The 21,013-nt window shown below is 54.2% G+C and carries 17 protein-coding genes; 13 read left to right on the plus strand and 4 right to left on the minus strand.

Annotation, left to right across the window (positions count from 1 at the left end; translation table 11 throughout):
- Positions 1–28 precede the first annotated feature (28 nt).
- The 3 genes from HP435_RS07705 to HP435_RS07715 form a co-directional block, all read right to left on the minus strand.
- Positions 29–1,756, minus strand: a complete 1,728-nt coding sequence (locus HP435_RS07705; RefSeq protein WP_122963049.1) for an amidohydrolase family protein — start codon at positions 1,754–1,756, stop codon at positions 29–31.
- Between the two features lie 336 nt (positions 1,757–2,092).
- Positions 2,093–3,070, minus strand: coding sequence for a LacI family DNA-binding transcriptional regulator (locus HP435_RS07710; protein WP_173596162.1), 978 nt, complete (start codon positions 3,068–3,070; stop codon positions 2,093–2,095).
- A gap of 180 nt (positions 3,071–3,250) precedes the next feature.
- Entirely contained in the window at positions 3,251–4,021 is a 771-nt protein-coding gene (locus tag HP435_RS07715) for a YheC/YheD family protein (RefSeq protein WP_173596279.1), read from the minus strand.
- Positions 4,022–4,202: 181 nt separating this feature from the next.
- Here HP435_RS07715 and HP435_RS07720 point away from each other — a divergent pair, with 181 nt between their 5' ends.
- The 8 genes from HP435_RS07720 to HP435_RS07755 all read left to right on the plus strand — a co-directional run bounded on the left by HP435_RS07720 (position 4,203) and on the right by HP435_RS07755 (position 14,652).
- Positions 4,203–5,129 (plus strand): helix-turn-helix transcriptional regulator, encoded by a 927-nt coding sequence (locus tag HP435_RS07720; RefSeq protein WP_173598387.1) that lies wholly within the window; start codon positions 4,203–4,205, stop codon positions 5,127–5,129.
- Between the two features lie 90 nt (positions 5,130–5,219).
- Complete coding sequence (locus HP435_RS07725; RefSeq protein WP_173596164.1) at positions 5,220–5,597, plus strand: VOC family protein; 378 nt, start codon at positions 5,220–5,222, stop codon at positions 5,595–5,597.
- A gap of 233 nt (positions 5,598–5,830) precedes the next feature.
- Entirely contained in the window at positions 5,831–7,777 is a 1,947-nt protein-coding gene (locus HP435_RS07730) for a transporter substrate-binding domain-containing protein (RefSeq protein WP_173596165.1), read from the plus strand.
- A complete protein-coding gene (locus HP435_RS07735) occupies positions 7,758–9,125 on the plus strand; it encodes a sigma-54-dependent transcriptional regulator (protein ID WP_173596166.1) in 1,368 nt (455 codons plus the stop codon). Before HP435_RS07730 ends, HP435_RS07735 begins: the two co-directional genes overlap by 20 nt.
- On the plus strand, positions 9,122–10,132 hold the full coding sequence (locus HP435_RS07740) for a TAXI family TRAP transporter solute-binding subunit (protein ID WP_173598386.1): 1,011 nt from the start codon (positions 9,122–9,124) through the stop codon (positions 10,130–10,132). Before HP435_RS07735 ends, HP435_RS07740 begins: the two co-directional genes overlap by 4 nt.
- Positions 10,133–10,415: 283 nt before the next feature.
- On the plus strand, positions 10,416–11,735 hold the full coding sequence (locus HP435_RS07745) for an MFS transporter (RefSeq protein ID WP_173596168.1): 1,320 nt from the start codon (positions 10,416–10,418) through the stop codon (positions 11,733–11,735).
- Positions 11,736–11,945: 210 nt separating this feature from the next.
- On the plus strand, positions 11,946–13,361 hold the full coding sequence (locus HP435_RS07750) for an FAD-binding oxidoreductase (RefSeq protein ID WP_173596169.1): 1,416 nt from the start codon (positions 11,946–11,948) through the stop codon (positions 13,359–13,361).
- Positions 13,354–14,652 carry a (Fe-S)-binding protein gene (locus HP435_RS07755; protein WP_173598385.1) on the plus strand — a complete coding sequence of 433 codons (1,299 nt, stop codon included), beginning with the start codon at positions 13,354–13,356 and terminating at the stop codon, positions 14,650–14,652. Before HP435_RS07750 ends, HP435_RS07755 begins: the two co-directional genes overlap by 8 nt.
- Positions 14,653–14,736: 84 nt before the next feature.
- Here HP435_RS07755 and ytvI read toward each other — a convergent pair whose 3' ends face one another.
- Positions 14,737–15,768, minus strand: coding sequence for a sporulation integral membrane protein YtvI (ytvI, locus tag HP435_RS07760; RefSeq protein ID WP_122963059.1), 1,032 nt, complete (start codon positions 15,766–15,768; stop codon positions 14,737–14,739).
- Positions 15,769–16,032: 264 nt separating this feature from the next.
- On the opposite strand from ytvI, the gene HP435_RS07765 reads away from it, so the two are divergent.
- The 5 genes from HP435_RS07765 to nadR all read left to right on the plus strand — a co-directional run bounded on the left by HP435_RS07765 (position 16,033) and on the right by nadR (position 20,976).
- Positions 16,033–17,307 carry a cation:dicarboxylate symporter family transporter gene (locus HP435_RS07765; protein WP_122963060.1) on the plus strand — a complete coding sequence of 425 codons (1,275 nt, stop codon included), beginning with the start codon at positions 16,033–16,035 and terminating at the stop codon, positions 17,305–17,307.
- Between the two features lie 170 nt (positions 17,308–17,477).
- A complete protein-coding gene (locus HP435_RS07770; RefSeq protein WP_122963061.1) occupies positions 17,478–18,386 on the plus strand; it encodes an NUDIX hydrolase in 909 nt (302 codons plus the stop codon).
- Positions 18,387–18,410: 24 nt separating this feature from the next.
- Positions 18,411–19,256 carry a TIGR02452 family protein gene (locus HP435_RS07775; RefSeq protein ID WP_173598384.1) on the plus strand — a complete coding sequence of 282 codons (846 nt, stop codon included), beginning with the start codon at positions 18,411–18,413 and terminating at the stop codon, positions 19,254–19,256.
- On the plus strand, positions 19,253–19,966 hold the full coding sequence (gene pnuC, locus HP435_RS07780) for a nicotinamide riboside transporter PnuC (RefSeq protein WP_173596172.1): 714 nt from the start codon (positions 19,253–19,255) through the stop codon (positions 19,964–19,966). Before HP435_RS07775 ends, pnuC begins: the two co-directional genes overlap by 4 nt.
- The gene (nadR, locus tag HP435_RS07785) at positions 19,954–20,976 is read left to right on the plus strand and encodes a multifunctional transcriptional regulator/nicotinamide-nucleotide adenylyltransferase/ribosylnicotinamide kinase NadR (RefSeq protein WP_173598383.1); all 1,023 of its coding nucleotides are present in this window, start codon (positions 19,954–19,956) and stop codon (positions 20,974–20,976) included. The genes pnuC and nadR overlap by 13 nt, the downstream gene beginning before the upstream one ends.
- Positions 20,977–21,013 lie beyond the last annotated feature (37 nt).

Here is a 21,013-nt window from a genome sequence, read left to right on the forward strand (position 1 = left end):
TGAATGACAGTCTTGACGAGCTTTGCCATTATTCCATGAAGCGGAAGCGGTGCAGGGAGATAAACAGGCTGAGCAGCTTGTTTACAACAGGTTCGCCTTCGTTGCGGTTGCCCATCTCTTCCAGAGCGGCGTCGATGGCATCGGCGCTTTGCGTCAGTTCGCTGACAGTCATGTTCGCCATCACCCCGTAAATTTCCAGCGGCAGCACGCTTTTGTTGGTCTTGTTATCGGTGACGATGCAAGCTCCGGAATACTTGTCCACTTCTTTGGCGCAATAGCACATTTCCTCGCTTTCTTGCCCGACGACGACGAAGTACGGGATCGGTGCTGGCCAGGAGGTTGCCACAGCGCCGTGTTCCACGTAAACGCCTTTGAACAAACCGTTGACAATATGGCGTTTGCCATCGGCATAGCGGCGAATGACAGACAGGCGGCTCAATTTTTCGCCTTCATGCTCCGCGACGACTTTGCCGTCTACTACAGGCACCCAGATTTCCTGATAAAACTTGGCATGGCCGCGGCCGTATACGTCAAACAGGTACACTTTGGCTTGTTGCCCGTCTTCGGACAGTTCCAGCGGCACGATGTCAAGCTGCTCCGGCGTCAAGTCGTCCAGCCCGGTGACGCCTTTTGTGCACATGGCAGAGTAGTCGATGTCGGCATTTTTCAACATTTTTCTGTCTTTGGCAATCAATTCCCCGTCCTTGAAGACGTACAGCGGGTTGATTTGCGACAAGCTATCTGTCAACACGATATCGGCAAAACGGCCTGGTGTCAAAGAGCCGATTTGATGATCCATGTTAAACGATTTCGCCGTGTTGTAGGAAGCCATTTTGATCGCCTTGATCGGATTGATGCCCATTTGGGTGCAGAGGGAGATGATCCAATCCATGTGTCCCATTTTCAACAAGCGCTCAATCGAGATGTTGTCGGTGCAGAGCATGAAGTTTTCCGTCGGGAACTTGCGGTCGACGATGGAGCGGAGCAATGTTTTGATGACTTCGCTGCTGCCGACGCCAAATTTGATTTGGGTAGGGAAGCCGTAGCGGATGCTTTTTTCGATGTCGTCTCCGTTCCAGACGTCATGGTTGTTCGATACCCCGATGGCTGGCAAGTAGTTCAGCACCATGTCTGGCAGAGCGGTCAAGCCCCAGTGGCCATTCATGAAGCCGCCTTTGGCCCGCACCCACGCTGCTTTCTGGAAATCGTCCTCATCGCCTTTGCTGTAGGTGAAATGCTCAAACTCGCCCAAACCGATGACTGGCTCCATCTCCAGCACTTCTTTGGTCACCCAAGCTGCGGTCTTTTTGCCAGGCGCAAAAGCGTACAGGCGATACGGCAGCTTGTCGTAATCGCGGAACAAGTTTTGCGCCGCGCGCACGCCATCTTCGCCAGCCGCGCTTAACAAGTCCAGACACTCTGCAAAAATCGTCGTCGTCCCGCAAGGCACCATCGCTTCCGCAAGCGCCGTCGGATGAGCGAGCTGCGATTCGAAGTGCAGGTGGGCATCGATCAAGCCCGGAATGGCATACAGTCCTTGACCGTCAAATACTTCTTTTACCTGGATGACCGATTCGTCCGGGTTGAGCGCAACGATTCGTTTGTCGTAAATCAAGAGGGAGCCATGGTAGACGGTTTCTCCGTGAACATCCAAAATGTTCAGGTTTTTCAGGAGCAGGTCGGCTTCCTTTTTCCCGTGCAAAATATCGAAGATCGCACGGACTTTTTCAAGGTGGTTGATTTCTGTTTGCTTCATGGCTGAGTTCTTCCTTTCCTTGGCAAAAATTTTATATAAGTAGAGCTAGGCTCTGCACTTATCGGGAGTAGGGTGATGATCGTTAGTTAATCGTTTAACTAAAAGGGAACAAAAAGAGATTGGCTGCATGGGACGAAAATTTGCTTAGTTAAACGATTAACCAAGTGGGTGTAAAAAAGCAGCTTTCCATGCAAGCCCAAAAACGAAGGGAACTTCCAGTTAATCGTTTAACTAAAAGAGGAACGAAAGGCCAAAAGACGTGTGGTCCTTTTGCGGCCTGGTGACTGTTCTACCAACTGCGCTGCCAACTGTTCTACCAACTGTCGCGCCATCCAGTCACGCTGATTTTCGCACGACGATGCACGGCGCAAGCACAGTGACAGGTTCAAACTCTTCTTTGCGAATCTGGCTTAAAATCATTTCTGCGCTTTTGATCCCAAGCTCGCGGTTCTGCAAATCCACACATGTCAGCTCAGGGGTCGATATTTGCGACATCAAGGAATTGCCCAAGCTCAGCACAGCCATGTCTTCCGGAATCCGAATGTTGGCTTCAACGAGTGCTTTCGTCAAATAGACAGCGCTTAGCTCGTTCAGCACAAAAACGCCTTCGATGCTGTTTTCGACAAGAGTCGGAATGCAGTCTTTGACAAGCTCCAGCTCATCGGAGATTTCCAGGAGCAGTGGCTTCTCGTCGCTGTTCGTCGCCTGGCGATACCCTTCCAAAAATAGCGCGAGCAGCTGATCGGGCACTTTTTTGTGGACAAAAGCGAGCTTGTTTTTGCCGCTGGCTTGCAAATATTCGGTTCCTAGCTTGCTGGCCTGGACCAAATCGGGGTACAGCAGCGGGAAGCCTTCGAACGGCATGCAGCGATTGGCGTAGACGACGGGAATGTTCCAGTCGATGACGTTCTGGATGCTCTCGGAAAAGGAAGTGTCCGAGAACAAGCCGATGAAGATGATGCCCGCTACCATGTTTTCGCGCATGAGCTGGAGGATGGCTTCTTCCTGGAGGTTCAGGTTGTCGACTTCATAAATATAGAGATTGTAGTGATGCTTCCCCAAAGTTTGGCTGATGCCGGAGGTAATCTCGGAATAGTAAAGGTTGTTGATTTTCGGCAGGATGACAGCGATGTTGAACGTCTCCTTGCGCTTGAGCGATTTTGCCACCACGTTGCGCACGTAGCCGAGTTCTTTGATGGCGTGCAAAATGCGTTCCTCTGTTTCTTTTTTGATGACGATATCATCGTTCAAATATCGGGAGACGGTGCAGGCACTGACATTCGCATGCTTGGCAATGTCTTTTAAAGTAGCCATGGGAACCTCCTTGCCAAAGCTTAGTTAAACGTATCAGTTAATCGATTAACTTGTTCTGTTGAGAGAATAGTAGCATTGTGTTTGTGGAATTGCAAGAAAATTCTGTTGTTGTTTTTCGAAAAAAGCAAAGATAGAGAATCCAGAGGCGATCTGAAAGCTCTATCCCGAAAAATGGCCCGCTCACGCTTTTTTCTTTTTGCGCCTCACCCGGTTTTTGTACTGGTAGTGCAGCCGCTTGATGTTGTGGAAGTACGTTTTGTCCTTGAGCTTGGCAAAAAGCGCGTGCGACGGAAAGTCGTAGTTGACCTCGATGATCGAGAGCTGGCCTTGCTTGTCGATGGCAAAATCAACCCCGATTTGCGCGCTGTGGCGGTACTTGTTGAAGTGCGCACAGACGCGATGACTGACCTGGATGAGCTTCGCGACGATGGCTTTGACTTGTTCCGGCTCCACGGCTTTCGACTTCGTCAAGGCATACGGAACGGTAACCGCATATCCGCCGCCGCGGGCGACGTTCGTAATTATGCTGTCGCTGCCAGCCACCTTTGCCAGCATTCCGGCATACTGCCATTTCCCGAGGCCGTTTCGCATCATCATGACGCGTATATCGTACGGTCGTCCGTCCAGCTCCGCCAAGTCCAGCCCTTTTTGAATCACGTAGTTTTTTTCCGTGCATTGGCGAGCGAGCTGTTGCTTCAACTCGGACAAGGAGCCTGCCTGTACAGGCTCTCCGCGTTCTTTGACGAGCGAAAAGCCGTCTGCTGTTTTCCAGACGCGCATGATGCCTTTGCCCATGTGGGTTCTGGTCGGCTTGATATAAACCGTGCCGTACTTGCCGAGATAGTCTTCGAGAAGCGCAGGCTGGTAGAGCGACGTGGGGGGCAAATACGGGCGAACGTACGGGCTTTTGGAAAAGAACTGATGAAGACTCCATTTGGATGAGGAGATCAAATCGTGCACCTCGCCTTTCTCCAAAGATCAAAGTTCCATTCTTGCTAACATATACAACAAATTGGGAAAAAGTGAGCAGGAGTTGGGCCATCGTGGGGAAAATAGGTTCTAGAAGCAAAGAAGCCCGCTTCGCTTCGCAAAAGCCAGTGAAGCAGGCTCGCCAAAAGAACGGAGAAACACGATGAGACGATACCGACCTGTGCAGCCGCCGACCTTGCAAAAGCCGGACTGGCCTGACCGTTACCATTATCACGAATACTTGCCGAGCGAGCGTCTGGCGAACTATGTGGCTTGCTATTGGACGTCGCAGTTTCACGGGCAGAGCACGCCGCAGTTTCACGGGCAGAGCACGCCGCAGTTTCACGGGCAGAGCACGCCGCACTTGCACCGGGTCATACCGGATGGCTGCGTCGACATCATTTTCGATCTGCAAGCCGGGACGTTTGCCAGCGGAGCTTTTGTCACCGGGTTGATGACCTCCTATGAAGTCATGCCACTGGCAGGGCCGCAGTCGATGTTCGGCATTCGCTTTTTCGTGGAGGAGGCAGACCGTTTTTTCCGCTTTCCCGTAGCCGAAGTGAGTGCAGCCCATGTCTTTTTGCAAGATTTGTGGGGGATGGAGGCGCTTTGGGCTATGGAAAGAATTTTGGAGGCGGCGAATACGGCGGAGCGGATCGCCCGTGTCGAGCAAATGCTTATGCAGTGCCTGAACCGCGACAGGCCACCGACAAACTCGTTGCTGTTGACCAGCATGCAGTACATGTACGAGCAGCGCGGAACGCTGTCCATCGCGGCTTTGGCGGACAAAGTGGCGTACAGCGAAAGAAACGTGCGCAGGCTGTTCCAGCAAGCTTTTGGCGTGGGGCCGAAAGAGCTTATGCGCATCATTCAGTTCCAAAGCTTGCTGCAAATGCTGTCCCGCAATCAGGCGGTGCCTTTTGTAGAAGCGGCTTTGCAATGCGGCTATTACGATCAGTCGCACGTGATCAAAAGCTTTCGCAGCTTTTACGGCGAGCCGCCAAGCGGAGTTTTTGCCCAGCCCCAGCGTACAGGTGTGCAGGTGCAGCAATCGCCCGAAGCTGTCCGTTTTTTACAATCCGGCAACTAGGCTTGTCTGATATGGTTGAACAAGACCCCCGCTGACGCCTGGATCGCTCTGGCGGGAGAAGCTGTGAACAAGGACAGGAGGACATTAAACATGACAATCAAGCTCGATATGGTAGGAATTGTCGTACAGGATATGAAAAAAGCGCTGGACTTTTACCGCACGCTCGGACTTGCGATTCCAGAAGAGGCGAATGGGGAGCACCACGTAGAAGTGGCGCAGGATGGCGTCCGCTTGGCTTTTGACACGGTAGAGATCGCGAAAAGCGTCTACGGCGGTTGGGAGCCTGCCAGCGGCCACCGAATCGAGCTGGCCTTTTTATGCGAGGATGCCGCCGCTTTGGACGCTTTGTATGCAAAAATCGTCGAGCGCGGCTACGAAAGCCACCGCGAGCCGTGGGATGCCGTCTGGGGCCAGCGCTATGCGATCGTCAAAGACCCGGACGGAAACTTGATCAGCCTGTTCGTCTGAGATTCAGCGGCGTCCGGCATTCTGCGATCCGCCAGATGCAGAGGAAAGAAAAGCAAGCCGATTCTCCATGCCAAAAGGAGACTCGGCTTGTTTGGTTTTGGTTTTGGCTGTAACTGTAGTTTTGGCGTTCGGGCGCATGCATTCTTTTCAAGCATGCTTCCTTCGTCCATAATAAGCTTGTTGCATCAACCCGTCTGGACGGCACGAAGAGCAGGAGAAAGGAGGCGGGTTTTTTGCGCAGGTTCGCATGGCTCATCGCTTTATTCACCTTGGTTTGCTTGTTCGTACCAATCGCTCATACGAAAGCGCAGGAAGAGCGGCTCATCCGCGTCGGCTTTGACAAAAGCTTGCCGCCGCTGTCTTACGTGGATAAAAACGGGGAAGCAGCCGGGTTTGATATTGAACTGATTCGCAGCATGGACGCCTTGCATGGCTATCAGATCGAGTATGTTCCGCTCGAATGGGAGGATGCGGTCATCAAGCTGAGAGAAGGACAGCTGGACGTGGTTGTCGGGATGAAATACACGAGTACGCGCGATACGCAGTTCGACTTTAGCGACTCGTATTTGACCGCGGCGGACGCGTTCGTCATTCCGCAAGCGATGCGGGATATTGCGGCGATCAGCGACCTGCGGGGCAAAGTCGTGGCAATTCAGCGCGACGACGCAGGCGTGTCGCAATTGGAGAGCATTCGCGGCGGCAAAAGGCTGGCTGCGTTCAGTCAGACGGATGCGCTGGAGATGCTTTTTCTCGATCGGGCCGATGTGTTTTTGGGCAACCGCTGGACAGCCGAGTATATGCTGGAGAGAACGGGCAAGGGGAGCGACTACCGGATTCGCACGGGACTGATTCCGCCGTCCGACTATGCGTTTGCCGTCCGGGAAGGAAACTACGAGCTGGTGAACAAGCTCAATGCCGGACTGGCGCAACTGCACCGCAACGGCGTGTATGAACAGTTGTATTCGCGGTATTTGGAGCCGTACAGCGCACTGGCGATCGACTGGTGGCGAAAGCTGGTCTACGGGCTGCTCATCGTGATGGGCATCGTCATCGTCGTGTTGACGGGCAGTTTTTTGTGGAACAAAAGGCTGCAAAAAGCAGTTCGGAGGCAAACGGCAGCTTTGGCGGACAGCTTCGCTTTTCAGACGACGGTTCTCAACAGCGTAGACAACGGCATCTTGTCGTTCGACCAGGAAGGCAAAATTACACTGATCAACCATGCGGCACAAAAATGGTTGGGGAACATGGACAAGCCGGAAGCCGCGTCTGTGATGGATTGCCTGCCGGAGCTGCCCGTCCGGGAGCTTTTGCAGATACAGGATGCCCGCGTGCTGGAAGGCGAGCTGCACTTGGGGGATGGCACGGGTCGGATTGTGCAATACTACCTCGCTACTTTGACGAACGGGGCTGGACAGAGAACGGGCGGGATACTCTGCTTGCAGGATCGGACGGAGCAGAAGCATTTGCAGGCCCGCTTGATTGCCCAGGAAAAAATGCGCGCGCTGGGCGAACTGGTCGCGGGCATTGCTCACGAAATCCGCAATCCGCTCACCGCGATCAAAACGTTTGCCGAGCTTTTGCCGAAGAAGCTGAATGACGAACGCTTCCGCGCACAGCTTGTGGAGCACGTTCCCGAAGAAGTGGCGCGCATGAACCGCATCATCGAAGACTTGCTCGATTACTCCCGGGAAAAGCCGTTGCAGCGCAAGTGGGAAAATCTGCTGGAGATTGTGCAATCCGTGCAGGGACTTTTTGCCAAGCGGCTGGAGAGCGAGCGGATCGAGCCAAAGCTTGACCCTACGCTCGATGTGGACGTGCTTGTCGATCGGGACCGGATCAAGCAAGTGCTGATCAATCTGTTGCTGAATGCCAGCGAAGCGATGGCGCAACAATCTGCTGACAAGCAATTGACGTTTCGCGTACTGCCCGGAGAAGCTCGGGCGGTGTGCCTGGCGATTTCCGATACCGGGCCGGGCATGAGCGAACAGGACAGGCTGCATTTGTTCCAGCCTTTTTTCACGACGAAAAGCCAAGGAATCGGACTAGGCTTGTACCTCAGTCAAAAAATCATGCACGACCACGGGGGAGAAATTACCGTGCAGAGCACAGAAGGAGCGGGAACGACGTTCTACCTGCATTTTGCGAAAGGAGAGACTGGCGATGAACATCTTGATCATTGATGATGAACGGGCGATCTGTTCGTCGCTTTCCTTTGCCCTGGATGACGAGTATCGGGTGTTCACTGCCTCCGGGCCAGAGGAAAGCTTGCAGTTGTTGGAACAGGAGCCGATCGACGGCATTCTGCTCGATTTGAACTTGCGCGGGACGAGCGGGATCGAGCTTTTGCGCCAGATCAAGGAAAAGCAGCCGGACGCAGTCGTCATCATGATGACTGCCTACGGCTCCATCGAGTCGTCCGTCGAGGCGATGAAAGCAGGTGCCTACCATTACTTGACCAAGCCGCTCAATTTGGAGGAGGTCAGGCTGCTGCTCGGCAAAGCGCTCGCTTTTCAGCAGCTGCATCGCCAGGTTCAGGTGCTGAGTCAGGCTGTCCGCCAGCAGGAAACGTACGCGGGGATCATCGGCAAGAGCCATGCCATGCAGAAAGTGTTTCAACTGGTGGAAAAGGTCAAGGACATCAATTCGCATGTGCTGATTAGCGGAGAAAGCGGGACGGGAAAAGAGCTGGTCGCCCGGGCGATCCATTATCAAGGCGACAGGCAAAAGCGCGCCTTTTCCGTCATCAACTGCGCGGCTATCCCTGAGTTGCTGTTGGAAAGCGAACTGTTCGGGCATGAAAAAGGGGCGTTTACCGGAGCGTACGCGCGGCAGCAAGGTCTGTTTGAGCGCTCGGATGGCGGCACGATTTTTCTCGATGAAATCGGCGAGATGCCGCTCGCCCTGCAAGCCAAAATTTTGCGCGTCATTCAGGAAAAGGTGGTCACGCCGATCGGCTCGCAGCAGTCCAAGGAAGTCGACGTGCGAATCATCTCCGCAACGAACCGTCAGTTGCAGGACGAAGTGGCAAAAGGAACGTTTCGCGAAGATTTGTACTACCGGCTGAACGTGATTCCGATTCATCTGCCGCCATTGCGAGAGCGCAAGGAAGACGTGCCGCTGCTCGTGGAGCACTTTTTGGCCTTGTATTCGGCGAATATGGGGGTCAGGACGAAAACGCTCAGTCCGGAGGCCAAGCGAAAGCTGTATGACTATGCATACCCTGGCAACGTGCGGGAGCTGTCCAACATCCTCGAATATGCGGTTGCCCTATCGGAAAAGGAAGTGATCGGGCCGCATGACTTGCCGGAAGCAGTGCGCGAAAAGCGGAGCAGCAGCCAGGCGCAAGCAGCAGAAGAACAAGCGCTGTTGATACCGCCAGGATTGACTTTGGCAGAAGCAGAGCGGATGTACATTTTGTATACGCTGGACAATAACAACGGGCATCGGTTGAACACGGCCAAGCAGCTTGCGATCAGCGAACGGGGCTTGCGCGAGAAGCTGAAGCAATACGGGAGAGGCGCGCAATGAGGCAGGCTCGCGCATGGATTGCCGTGACGGCTGTCGTTGTTGGATTGGCGCTTTTGGCAAGCGCTGGCGGGTGCGCTCCGAAGCCGGAGTCGACCCAGCCTGTTCCCGGTGAAGAACAAGCGCTGCTGACGATCGCAACGGGCGGCGCGTCAGGTCCGTACGACGTCATCGGGGGAGCGTTGGCTAAAGTGTATCAAACGAAGCTCGGCTATCATACGGCGGTGCGCTCCTCTGACGGCTCTGTGGAAAACGTGCGCCTGCTGGAGAGCGGAAAAGCCGATTTGGCCTTTGCGATGTCGGATGTCGCTTCGTTCGCGCTCGGCGGGCTGGAGAGCTTCCAGTCAAGCGGGCCGGTTGCGCGCATGAAGTCGGTGGCCGGGCTGTATTTGAACTACGTGCAAATCGTGACGAAAAAAGACCGGGACATTCATTCCGTGTACGATCTGAAAGGCAAGCGAGTGGGCGTAGGTGCGCCGAACAGCGGCGTCGAGGTCAACGCGCGGATGATTTTAAACGAGCACGGCATTACGTACAACGATCTGCGGCCGGAGTATTTGTCTTACTCGGAGGCGATCGAGCAGTTGAAAACCAACGCGATTGACGCAGCCTTCGTCACGTCCGGCTTGCCCAACACGGCTGTGCTCGCGCTGCAATCCACCGATGAGGTGCAAATCGTCCCGATCTTTCCCGAGCATATCGAAAAGCTGACCAAACGGTTTGCCTTTTTCGAAAAAGCCCAGCTTCCGCCTGGCGTCTACCAAAACGAAAAAGCGATCCCGACGGTTGCGATCCGCAATATTCTTTTGGTTCGCTCCGATTTGCCCAACGAACAAGTGTATCGGCTGACGAAAGCCTTTTTCGAAAATCTGGGCGCCTTGCAACATGCCCATGAAGCCGCGAAGCAAATCGACAGGCAAAAAGCGGGCGAAAACCTGGTCGTTCCGCTTCATCCGGGAGCAGCCTTGTACTACGCGGAGCTGGCCCGAGCGAAGGAGCCACAGCCGTAAAGGAAAAAAAGTACGCGTCATGTTACCGACCCGGCAAAAAATTCCGCCTCAACCGGAGTTTTTTGCCGGGTTTTTGTGTGGGCCAAGAAAAATGCTGATGGACGCAGGCGGCTGATTTGCTAGACGAAACATTTTGGCAGATCGGAAAATTCCATGGATAGCGCGCGCTCAGAATCGTTTGCCTGTGACCTGCCAGCAGTTTGCGACTGGTTTGGCATGCAACTTGCTTTTGTATATTCGCGAATGATTTTTGAAACCGATTACATTTGGAGGAGGAAAAAAAGTGAGTCAAGCAAACGATCGCGCCAATTCGCGACGCATCACGGGCAACATTTTCAAAGGTTCGATCGGAAACCTGATTGAATGGTACGACTGGTATGTGTATTCCGCATTCGCAGTGTACTTCTCGTCCGAGTTTTTCCCGAAAGGTGATCCGACCAGCCAACTGCTCAACACCGCAGCGATTTTTGCCATCGGCTTTTTAATGCGTCCAATCGGAAGCTTGCTGATGGGGCGTTACGCCGACCGTCACGGCAGACGCGCAGCATTGACGCTGTCGATTACGGTGATGGCCAGCGGTTCCCTGATTATCGCCTTGACGCCAGGCTATAGCACGATTGGCATTTATGCGCCTATTATTCTCGTTCTCGCGCGCCTGCTGCAAGGTTTGTCACTGGGTGGAGAATACGGAACTTCCGCTACTTATTTGTCAGAGATGGCGAGCAGCGGACGCCGCGGCTTCTACTCCAGCTTCCAGTACGTTACGTTAATCGCCGGACAGTTGCTTGCCCTCGGGGTGCAAATCGTCCTTCAGCAAGTTCTCAGCGAAGCGGACATGCATGCATGGGGCTGGCGCATTCCGTTCGTGATCGGGGCGCTTGGAGCTTTGGCTGTCCTCTGGCTGCGCCGCTCGATGGATGAGTCGGAGCAATTTTCGAAAATGGAGAAGAAGAGCAAGGAAAGCGCGGGTACCCTTCGCGCGCTGATGAAGCATCCGAAGGCTGTGCTGACCGTCGTCGGACTGACGCTCGGCGGAACGATTGCTTTCAACACGTACACGACGTATTTGCAAAAGTTCATGGTCAATACCGTGGGGCTTCCGAAAGAAACGGTAAGCTGGATCAACTTCACGGCGTTGCTCGTCTTCGTCGTGCTGCAACCGATTGCCGGAATGCTGTCTGACCGGATCGGCCGTCGTCCGCTCCTGATGGGATTCGGTATTTTGGGAACGCTGTTTACGGTGCCGATGTTCCTGTTGATGGAGCAAACAAAAAGTCCGATGGTTGCCTTCGTCTTGATGCTGACAGGGCTGATCATCGTCACTGGCTACACTTCGATCAACGCGATTGTGAAAGCCGAGCTGTTCCCGACGGAAATTCGCGCATTGGGCGTAGGCTTCCCGTATGCGATCACGGTTGCCGTCTTCGGGGGAACGGCTGAATTTATCGCCCTCGGCTTGAAAAACATCGGCTCTGAATCGCTCTTCTACTACTATGTCGCCGGCTGTATTGCGATCAGCCTGATTACGTACTGGCGCATGGGCGAAACATCCAGCGCTTCCCGGATCGAGGCTGAGCTGGATGACCAGAAGAACGCAAGCTAACGAGGTGTACACAGAAAAAAGGCGCGTATTGCGTCTTTTTTTGTTTGGGGTGAAAAAATACTTTGAAACAAAATTTACTTAAAACGATTTGACTAACGTAATTTCATTACATAAAATGAAAACGAATGATAAAGAGCGAATATTTGAACGATTGATGGATGGATGGATGGATGGATGCAGAAAGGGATTGCCGGAAGGGAGAGATTTTGGATGTTGCCTGCACCGATTCGCGCACAGCTTCGGGCCACTGTCGGCGAGAAACATTGCCTGGACAGCCAGGAAGCGCTTGTAGCCTATTCGTATGACGCGACTCCTATGCAACAAGCTTTGCCCGATGCCGTAGTCATGCCGGGGAGCACCGCAGAAGTTCAGGAGGTGATGCGGCTATGCGCCTCGGCACGGATTCCCGTCGTGACACGCGGCGCTGGCTCCAACTTGTGCGGCGGGACGATTCCGCTGGGAGGCGGCATTGTGCTGGTGCTCAACCGCATGAATCAAATCGTGGAGATCGACGAGCAAAACTTGACGATTACGGTTCAGCCGGGAGTACGGACAGTCGACATTCATCAGGCGGTGGAAGCGCGCGGACTGTTTTATCCGCCCGATCCGGGGAGCATGGTCATTTCGACCATTGGCGGGAATATTGCGCTCAATTCGGGCGGACTGCGCGGTTTGAAGTACGGCACGACCAAAGATTACGTATTGGGACTGGAAGCGGTGCTGCCGAGCGGAGAGATGATTCGCACCGGAGGAAAGCTGATGAAGGACGTAGCGGGCTACGATCTGACGAAGCTTCTGGTAGGCAGCGAAGGGACGCTGGCGATCATCACGGAGGCGATTTTGAAGCTGATTCCCAAGCCGCAGACGCAGCGGGTCATGCTGGCGATGTACGCGGATATGGCGCAGGCGGCGAAGTCGGTGTCGGACATTATCGCCAACCGGATCATTCCCGGCACGCTGGAGTTTCTCGATCAGGGCACGATTCGCGTCGTCGAGGAGTTCAAAAAGATCGGGCTTCCTACAGACGTGGCGGCCATTTTGCTGATCGGACAAGATGGCGACCCGCTGACGGTCGATCAGGATATGGACAAAATTGCTGCGATCTGCCAAAAAAACGCTGCGGTACAAATCAAAGTGGCGACGACAGCGGAAGAAGCGGACGAAGTCATGACGGCGAGACGGAGTGCGCTTGCCGCCCTGTCCAGAATGCGGCCGACGACGATTTTGGAGGATGCGACTGTGCCGCGCGCAGCCATCGCTCCGATGGTCGCCGCCATTCAGGAAATCGCCAACCGCTACGGGCTGCAAATCTGCACCTTTGGCCACGCGGGAGACGGCAATTTGCACCCGACCTGTATGACCGATGCCCGGAATACGGAGGAAATCGAGCGCGTGGAGCACGCTTTTGAAGAAATATTCGCCGCAGCGATCGAGCTGGGCGGGACGATTACCGGAGAGCACGGCGTCGGAATCGTCAAAGCGCCCTATTTGGAATGGAAAGCAGGGGCTGCCGGAATGGAAGTGATGAAGGGAATCAAGCAAGCTTTTGACCCAAATCATTTGCTGAATCCGGGAAAAATGTTCGCCAAAGAGTCGCGCCAGAGAGTGGTGGTGCAGCGTGCTTAAAGAAGCGCTCGTCAAAAAGCTGGATTACGAGGAATTGTCCAATTGCATGCGCTGCGGCTTTTGTCAGCCAGCCTGTCCGACGTTTCGCGAGACAGGCTATGAAGCGGCCTCTCCGCGCGGCCGGATTGCCCTGATGAAAGCGGTGGCAGACGGCGTCATGGAACCGGACAAAGACTTTGTCGACCAGATGAATTTGTGTCTGGGCTGCCGGGCGTGCGAGCCAGTTTGTCCGGCTGGCGTGTCTTATGGACAGCTGATCGAGCAGACGCGGGAGGCGATCGAGGACGTACAGCAGCACCCGTGGTGGATCAAAGCCGTGCGCAAGCTCGCTTTTGTGCATCTGTTTCCCGAGCAAAAGCGGCTGCAACAGCTCGGCCGACTGCTGCGCTTTTACCAACGCTCCGGGCTGCAACAGGCAGTGCGCAAGCTGGGCTTGCTGTTCTGGCTGCCCCGGCACTTGCGGGAGATGGAAGCGATCGTGCCGGAAGCAGCCGCGCGCAGTCTCGCGGACGAATGGCAAGCTGCGGTCATCCCGGCCGTTGGGGAACGCAAGTATCGGGTCGGGATGTTTTCCGGCTGTATTATGGATGTGTTGTTTCAGGAGACGAACAAAAATACGGTGCGCTTGCTCGCCGAAGCGGGCTGCGAGGTTGTCATCGTGCCCGGTCAGGTTTGCTGTGGCGCGCTCCATGCCCATAGCGGAGAGCGCGGCATCGCCCGCAAGCTGGCGCGGACCAATGTAGCGGTCTTTCACGCAGCGAATGTGGACATGATCATTTCCAATGCGGGCGGGTGCGGCGCCATGCTGAAAGAGTACGACCATTTGCTCACGGACGACGCGGAGGTGCGCGAGCAGGCTGACTGGTTTGCGGCGCGAGTCAAAGACATCAGCGAGGTGTTGGGCGAGCAAATGGATGCGCAAACATGGCAGTCCTTGCCGCAGCGAATCACCTATCAGTCTTCCTGTCACCTGCGCAACGGGATGAAGGTGAGCAACGAACCTGTCCAACTGCTGAAAGCGATTCCCGGTGCAACGTATGTCCCACTGTTTGAAGGGGAGCGCTGCTGCGGCTCGGCAGGCATCTACAACTTGCTCCAGCCCGAGATGGCTTCCGGTTTGCTGGATGAAAAAATGGGGCACGTCGCAAAGACGCAAGCGGACATTCTCGTCACCTCGAATCCGGGCTGCCTGCTTCAGATGAAGGCCGGGATTCACCGCGCCGGATTGGACGGGCGCATGGAAGCTGTACATCTCGTCGATCTGTTGGCCCGCGTCTCCCCCAAGGAATAAGAAAACCGTCTGGATTGTCCAGGCGGTTTTTTGCTGTTGCTTCATATAGACGTCCAACGCTGCATGAACGGCGCGGCCTGCGTTTTAAAAATCAATTTTGAAGTTCAAAAAGCCCGCCTTGCGCAAGGCTTCGTAAATGATCACCAGCGCAGGGCCGATAATCAGCCCGAAAAATCCCATGACCTGAAAACCGAGGAAGAGGCTGACGAGAGCCGCCAGGGCGCTGATCCCGAGGTTGGAAGCGAGAACTTTCGGCTCGATAATGCGCCGGACAACGGTAATGACGAGGAACAGGATAATCAGCCCGATCCCCAGGCGGGCATTTCCGGTCAAAAAGTTGTAGACCGCCCACGGAACGAGAAAAGAACCTGTTCCGAGAATGGGCAAAATATCGACGAGTACGATCAGCAAAGCGACGACAGCCGCGTATTTTACGTGCAAGATGAGCAGCCCCAAAAACGAAAGCAAAAACGTCAGGAGACTGAGGATGATTTGTGCGCGCAAAAATCCGACGGTGGCGCGGTTCAACTGGGAAAAGACAACATTGACCTTCTCTCTGGCCGACACGGTGAACATCCGCAGAAAGCCAGCCCGCAGCCTTGGCAGATCCAGACTGATCAGGAACAGCGCGACCAGGTAAATGATCGTGCTGATCAAAAAGCCGGGGATGATCGCAACGGCTCCGAGAATCGCTCTGGCGACGCCTGACGCGCTCGTGATCGCCCAGTTTTTCAATCCGGCAAAGACGCTCTGGATTTGCACGACCGTGTCTGCCGGCAAAGTAGCGTAGTAGCTTTCCCAGCTCAACAGGTACGATTCCACCAGCTCGAACAAGTGCTGGGAAAAGCCCGGCAACCGCTGGGCCAAATCAATCCCTTGAATGACGATCTGCGTGGCGATCCAGTACAAAATGATGCCAAAGGAGACGAGAAAAAGCAAAAAGGAGACGCTGACGGCGCCCATCCGGTTCATTTTGACCCGACGGATGAGGAACAAAACAAGCGGCTCAAGCAAAATCGCGGTCAAAAGCGCGAGCAGAAACGGGACAGAGTATGGCAATAGAAATAGTGCAACGGCCAACAGCAAGCCCAGAAGCAACATTTTCCGAATTGTCATGAAAGTGCTCCATTCATGTTTAATGAGTCCAGCGTATTACGGTAGGCTTATTTTAGCATTTTTGCCGAACCGAGCACAATCTGCCCGCTAATTGCGGAAAAAGAGTTGGTTGTCAAAAAATAAAGAGAAATAAAAAGAATAGAAAAAAACAGGGTAGCCAAAAAAACATGATATGATTCTCATCTATATAACACTTCGTTTCAGGCGGATGTGTATATAGTGTGACAAACCATTCTTTTCAAACTATACTAGCGAGGTGTCAGAATGAAGCGGTTTGGGTTAGCGATTCAAATTGTCCTCGGACTCATTCTGGGTATCCTGGTGGGTGCCATCTTCTATGGCAACCCGGCAGTGGCGACCTATTTGCAGCCTATTGGCGATGTATTTTTGCGGCTGATCAAAATGATTGTCGTTCCGATTGTCATTGCCACTCTGATCGTTGGGGTAGCGGGAGTCGGAGACATCAAGAAGCTCGGTAAAATCGGCGGAAAAACCATCCTCTATTTTGAAATCGTTACCACGATTGCCATTGTGGTCGGTCTTTTGGCCGCCAACCTGTTCCAGCCGGGTGTGGGCGTCGACATGTCCCATCTGACGAAAACAGACATTCATACGTATGTTGAGACAGCGGAAACGACGCAAAGTCACAGCATGATTGACACATTCGTAAATATCGTTCCGAAAAACATATTCGATGCCATTGTCCGCGGAGACATGTTGGCCATTATTTTCTTCTCTGTCTTGTTTGGACTTGGTGTTGCCGCTGCCGGGGATAAAGGAAAGCCCGTGCTCGCCTTCTTCCAGGGAGTTGCCGATGCGATGTTCTGGGTTGTAAACGCGATCATGCGCTTTGCCCCATTCGGTGTATTCGCCCTGATCGGGGTGACGGTATCCAAGTTTGGCTTGTCGTCCCTTGTTCCATTGGGAAAACTGGTCATCCTCGTTCACCTGGCGATGCTGTTCTTCATCCTCGTCGTATTGGGAACGATCGCCCGCATCAGCGGAGTCAAGATCACGTCGATTCTTCGCATTTTGAAGGACGAGCTGTTGCTGGCCTACTCCACGTCCAGTTCGGAGACGGTACTGCCGAAGATCATGGAAAAGATGGAGAAAATGGGCTGTCCAAAGGCGATTACTTCCTTTGTCGTTCCGACGGGCTACTCCTTCAACTTGGATGGCTCGACCTTGTACCAGGCACTGGCTGCTTTGTTCATTGCCCAAATGTACGGCATTGATATGCCGATCAGCGCTCAAATTACGCTGATGCTTGTGCTCATGGTAACTTCCAAAGGGATTGCCGGTGTTCCAGGCGTATCGTTTGTCGTATTGCTTGCGACTCTCGGTTCCGTAGGGATTCCGCTGGAAGGACTCGCCTTTATCGCTGGTGTCGACCGACTGCTGGACATGGCTCGCACCGTCGTCAACGTGGTAGGAAACGCGTTGGCTGCTGTCGTCATCTCCCGTTGGGAAGGCCAGTTTGACCAACAAAAAGCAGAGCAGTACATTCAAGAAGTGAAAGCCGAAGCAAGAGCGGCTTAACCATCGAAACATACGAAAGCCTCCTGTTAGGATGTCCTGACAGGGGGCTTTTTGCTTGACACCAAAAACAGGAAGCAGTAATATGATGAAAACAAATTGATAATAACATTTTGTTAATAACAAAACATGCGTAACAATAAGCGATTTTTTACAGAGGTGATTTTATTTCCATGACCGATAAACCGCTTGTCAATAAAAGAGGCCAGACCGAGCAGGAGTATTTGCGCACGTACGATGCCAGCCAGTTCGAGCGGCCGTCCGTGACAGTCGATATGCTTATTTTCACCGTAGTGGACGAACAGGAAGAAAACTACCGCAAGCTCTCGCCCAAATCGTTGCAAATCTTGCTCGTGAAGCGCGGAGAACATCCGTTTTTGGGCCAATGGGCGCTGCCGGGCGGGTTTGTCTCGCCGCGCGAAAGTTTGGAGGATGCGGCCAAGCGCGAGTTGTTTACGGAAACGAACATCCAGAACATTTACCTGGAACAGCTGTACACGTGGGGAGACGTCGGGCGTGATCCGCGCATGCGAGTCATCAGCACTTCCTACATGGCTTTGGTCGATAGCTCGACTCTCAGTTTGCAGGCAGGGGATGACGCGGACGAGGCAGAGTGGTTTCGCATCGAGGACAAGTGGCTGAAGGAAACGAAAACGGCGACAGAGAACGGCACGGTGACAGAAAAATGGCTGGAGCTGCGGCTGGTCAATGCCAAGGAAGAGCTGTCTGCCACGATTAAGATTACGAAGACGATCGCCAACCGGATCGTGCAGGAGAAGCGCGAGATTGTGGACGCTGGCAATATCGCGTTCGATCACGCCAAGCTGATCCAGTACGCGCTGGAGCGGCTGCGCGGCAAGATTGAATACACCGATATCGCGTTTGCCTTGATGCCGGAGCTGTTTACGTTGAGCGAGCTGCAACAGGTGTATGAAGTCATTTTGGGCAAGGAGCTGCTCGCAGCGGCATTTCGCCGGAAGGTGGCAGACAAAGTGCTGGAAACGAACCAATACAGAAAACATGCCGGACACCGTCCATCCAAATACTATCGCTTCAACCCGGAGTGGATGGAACAGTCATAGGCGCAAGCAGGGAGAGAAGAAACGATGAGCCAGGGAAACAACCGTGGCGGCCGCGCAAAAACGGCCCACGAAACGTTGCACATATTGGAGCAAGGCGAGTACGTGAATCGCCGCGGGCAAAAAGTGCAGATCGCAGCCGAGCTTGCGACAGCAGTCAGCGGCACTCTGTTGTATCGTCCAGCTGATTTGACCGAGAACTCGGCGGCAGGGGTAGCGAGAACGGGCCGAGGCTCGATCCAGGTGACCTCCGAGTCGAGCTTGGGGGCAGCGGAAAGGCTCATTGTGCGGGAAAAGCGCAGCGATACGCTCTGCCTGAACTTCGCTTCGGCGAAAAATCCGGGCGGCGGCTTTCTCGGCGGGAGCCAGGCGCAGGAGGAAAGCTTGGCCCGGGCGTCCGGACTGTATCCGTGCCTGGTGCAAATGGAGGAAATGTACCAGTACAATCGCCAATTGAAAACATGCTTTTATTCCGACTACATGATTTACTCGCCCGACGTGCCCGTGATCCGCAACGCGGCAGACGAACTGCTGGATGAGCCGTACCTGCTGTCGTTTGTCACCGCTCCGGCTGTGAACGCGGGAGTTGTCCGCGAGCGCGAACCGGAAAATGTCAGCCTAATCGCAACTGTAATGAAAGAGCGCATCCGAAAAGTGCTGCGCCTGGCTGCGATGCACGAGAAACGCACAATCATTTTGGGCGCTTACGGCTGCGGCGTCTTTCGCAATCACGCCCGGGATGTGGCGGACTACTTTGCCCAGGTGCTGCTGCAAGAAGAGTACGCGCCGCTGTTTGACCAGATCGTCTTCGCCATCTATGACCATTCGGCGCGGCAGGAAAACCTGCGGGCGTTCAAGGAGAGATTCGCATGATCGCAATGAGTCGCCGGTTTTTGGCAGACTGGAATTGGTTCGAGCGGATTTGGCTGGCTTCGTTTACGCTTGTCACCGTCTATTTGTACGTAGTGCTCGATGATACGTGGATCGGCTTGTGCGCGTCATTGACCGGGATGCTGAGTGTCGTGCTGGTCGCCAAAGGCAAGACGTTCAACTACTATCCGGGCATCGTCAATGTGATTTTGTACGCCTTCGTCGCGTATGGGCAAAAGTATTACGGCGAAGTGATGCTGAATCTGCTCTATTTTTTGCCGATGCAGTTTATCGGACTGATCATGTGGCGCAAAAACAAAGTGTCGGAGCAAAAGCAAAACGACGTCAAAATAGCCGTATTGCGCTCGTCTGAACGCATTTGGTGGAGCGTGCTGTGCGTAGTCGCTACGGTCGCCTACGGATTTGTGCTGAAACAGCTGGGCGGAGCCTTGCCCTTCATCGATTCGCTGACAGCCGTTCTCTCGATTGTGGCGATGATTTTCATGGTGAAACGGCTGGTAGAGCAGTGGGTTGTCTGGGTCATCATCGACTTGTTCACGATTTACATGTGGGTAGTCGCTTTTCTCGCGGACGGCAATGACATCTCGATTCTCGTCATGTGGTCGGCTTACCTGGTCAATGCGCTTTACGGCCTGCTGAACTGGATTCGCCAATATCGCGCGCAAAAGGAGGGGCAGCTATGGGTACCGTAGGCTTTATCGGCGGCAAGTTTTTGCCGTTGCACCAAGGGCACGTCTACGCCATTACCCAGGCGGCGTGCCGCTGCGACGAGCTGTACGTGGTGCTCTCGCACAGCCCCGTTCGCGATCAAAAGCTGTGCGAAGCGGCGGGGATGAAGCCGATACCGTACGAGGTCAGGCTGCGCTGGCTGTCGACACTGGTCAAGGATATGGAAAATGTGCGGGTAATTGCGGTGGAGGATGGCGCGGAGAGCGACGAGACGTACGATTGGCAGGCGGGCGCTGCCGACATCAAGCGCAAAATCGGCAAGCCGATCGATTTCGTCTTCAGCTCGGAGCAGTCGTATGATCCGATTTTTCGCCGCTTGTACCCGGACGCCAAACACGTCGTGCTCGATGGTGCGCGCAGTCAGGTGCCGATCTCGGCTACCCGGATCAGAAACGAGGGCGTCTTCGCCCATTGGCAGCACATTCCGGCCGTGGCTCAGCCTTTCTTTGTGAAAAAGGTGGTCGTCGTCGGGACGGAAAGCTGCGGCAAGTCGACGCTGACCCGCTATCTCGCCAAAATCTACAACACCGTGTTTGTCGAGGAGTACGGCCGCACGATTTGCGAAGAGGTGGGCGGCTGCGACACGATTTTGACGAAAGAGTATTTCCCGCACATCGCCTACGGGCACAAAATGAAGGAATACGAAGCGCTCCAGCGGGCCAACAAGCTGTTGTTCATCGATACGGAAGCGATCGTCACGCAGTTTTATTCAGAGCTTTACACAGGGACTTCCTTTCCGGTGCTGGACGAAATCGCGCGCGAACAGCATTACGATTTGTGGCTGCTCCTCGCGCCGGATGTCGCCTGGATTGATGACGGCCTGCGCGTCCACGGCGCTGAGCAAATCCGTCTGGACAATCACCAAAAGCTGTGCCGGATGCTGGATGAGCGGGGCATCACTTATGTGACGATTACAGGTGACTATGAAGAGCGTCTGCATCGCGCTGTGCAGCAAGTCAATCAATTGCTGTAAATGTCTTCCCTTTTAGTCGGAATTAAGCTAGACTATG

Source organism: Brevibacillus sp. HD3.3A, assembly GCF_013284375.2.
Lineage (GTDB): Bacteria > Bacillota > Bacilli > Brevibacillales > Brevibacillaceae > Brevibacillus > Brevibacillus parabrevis.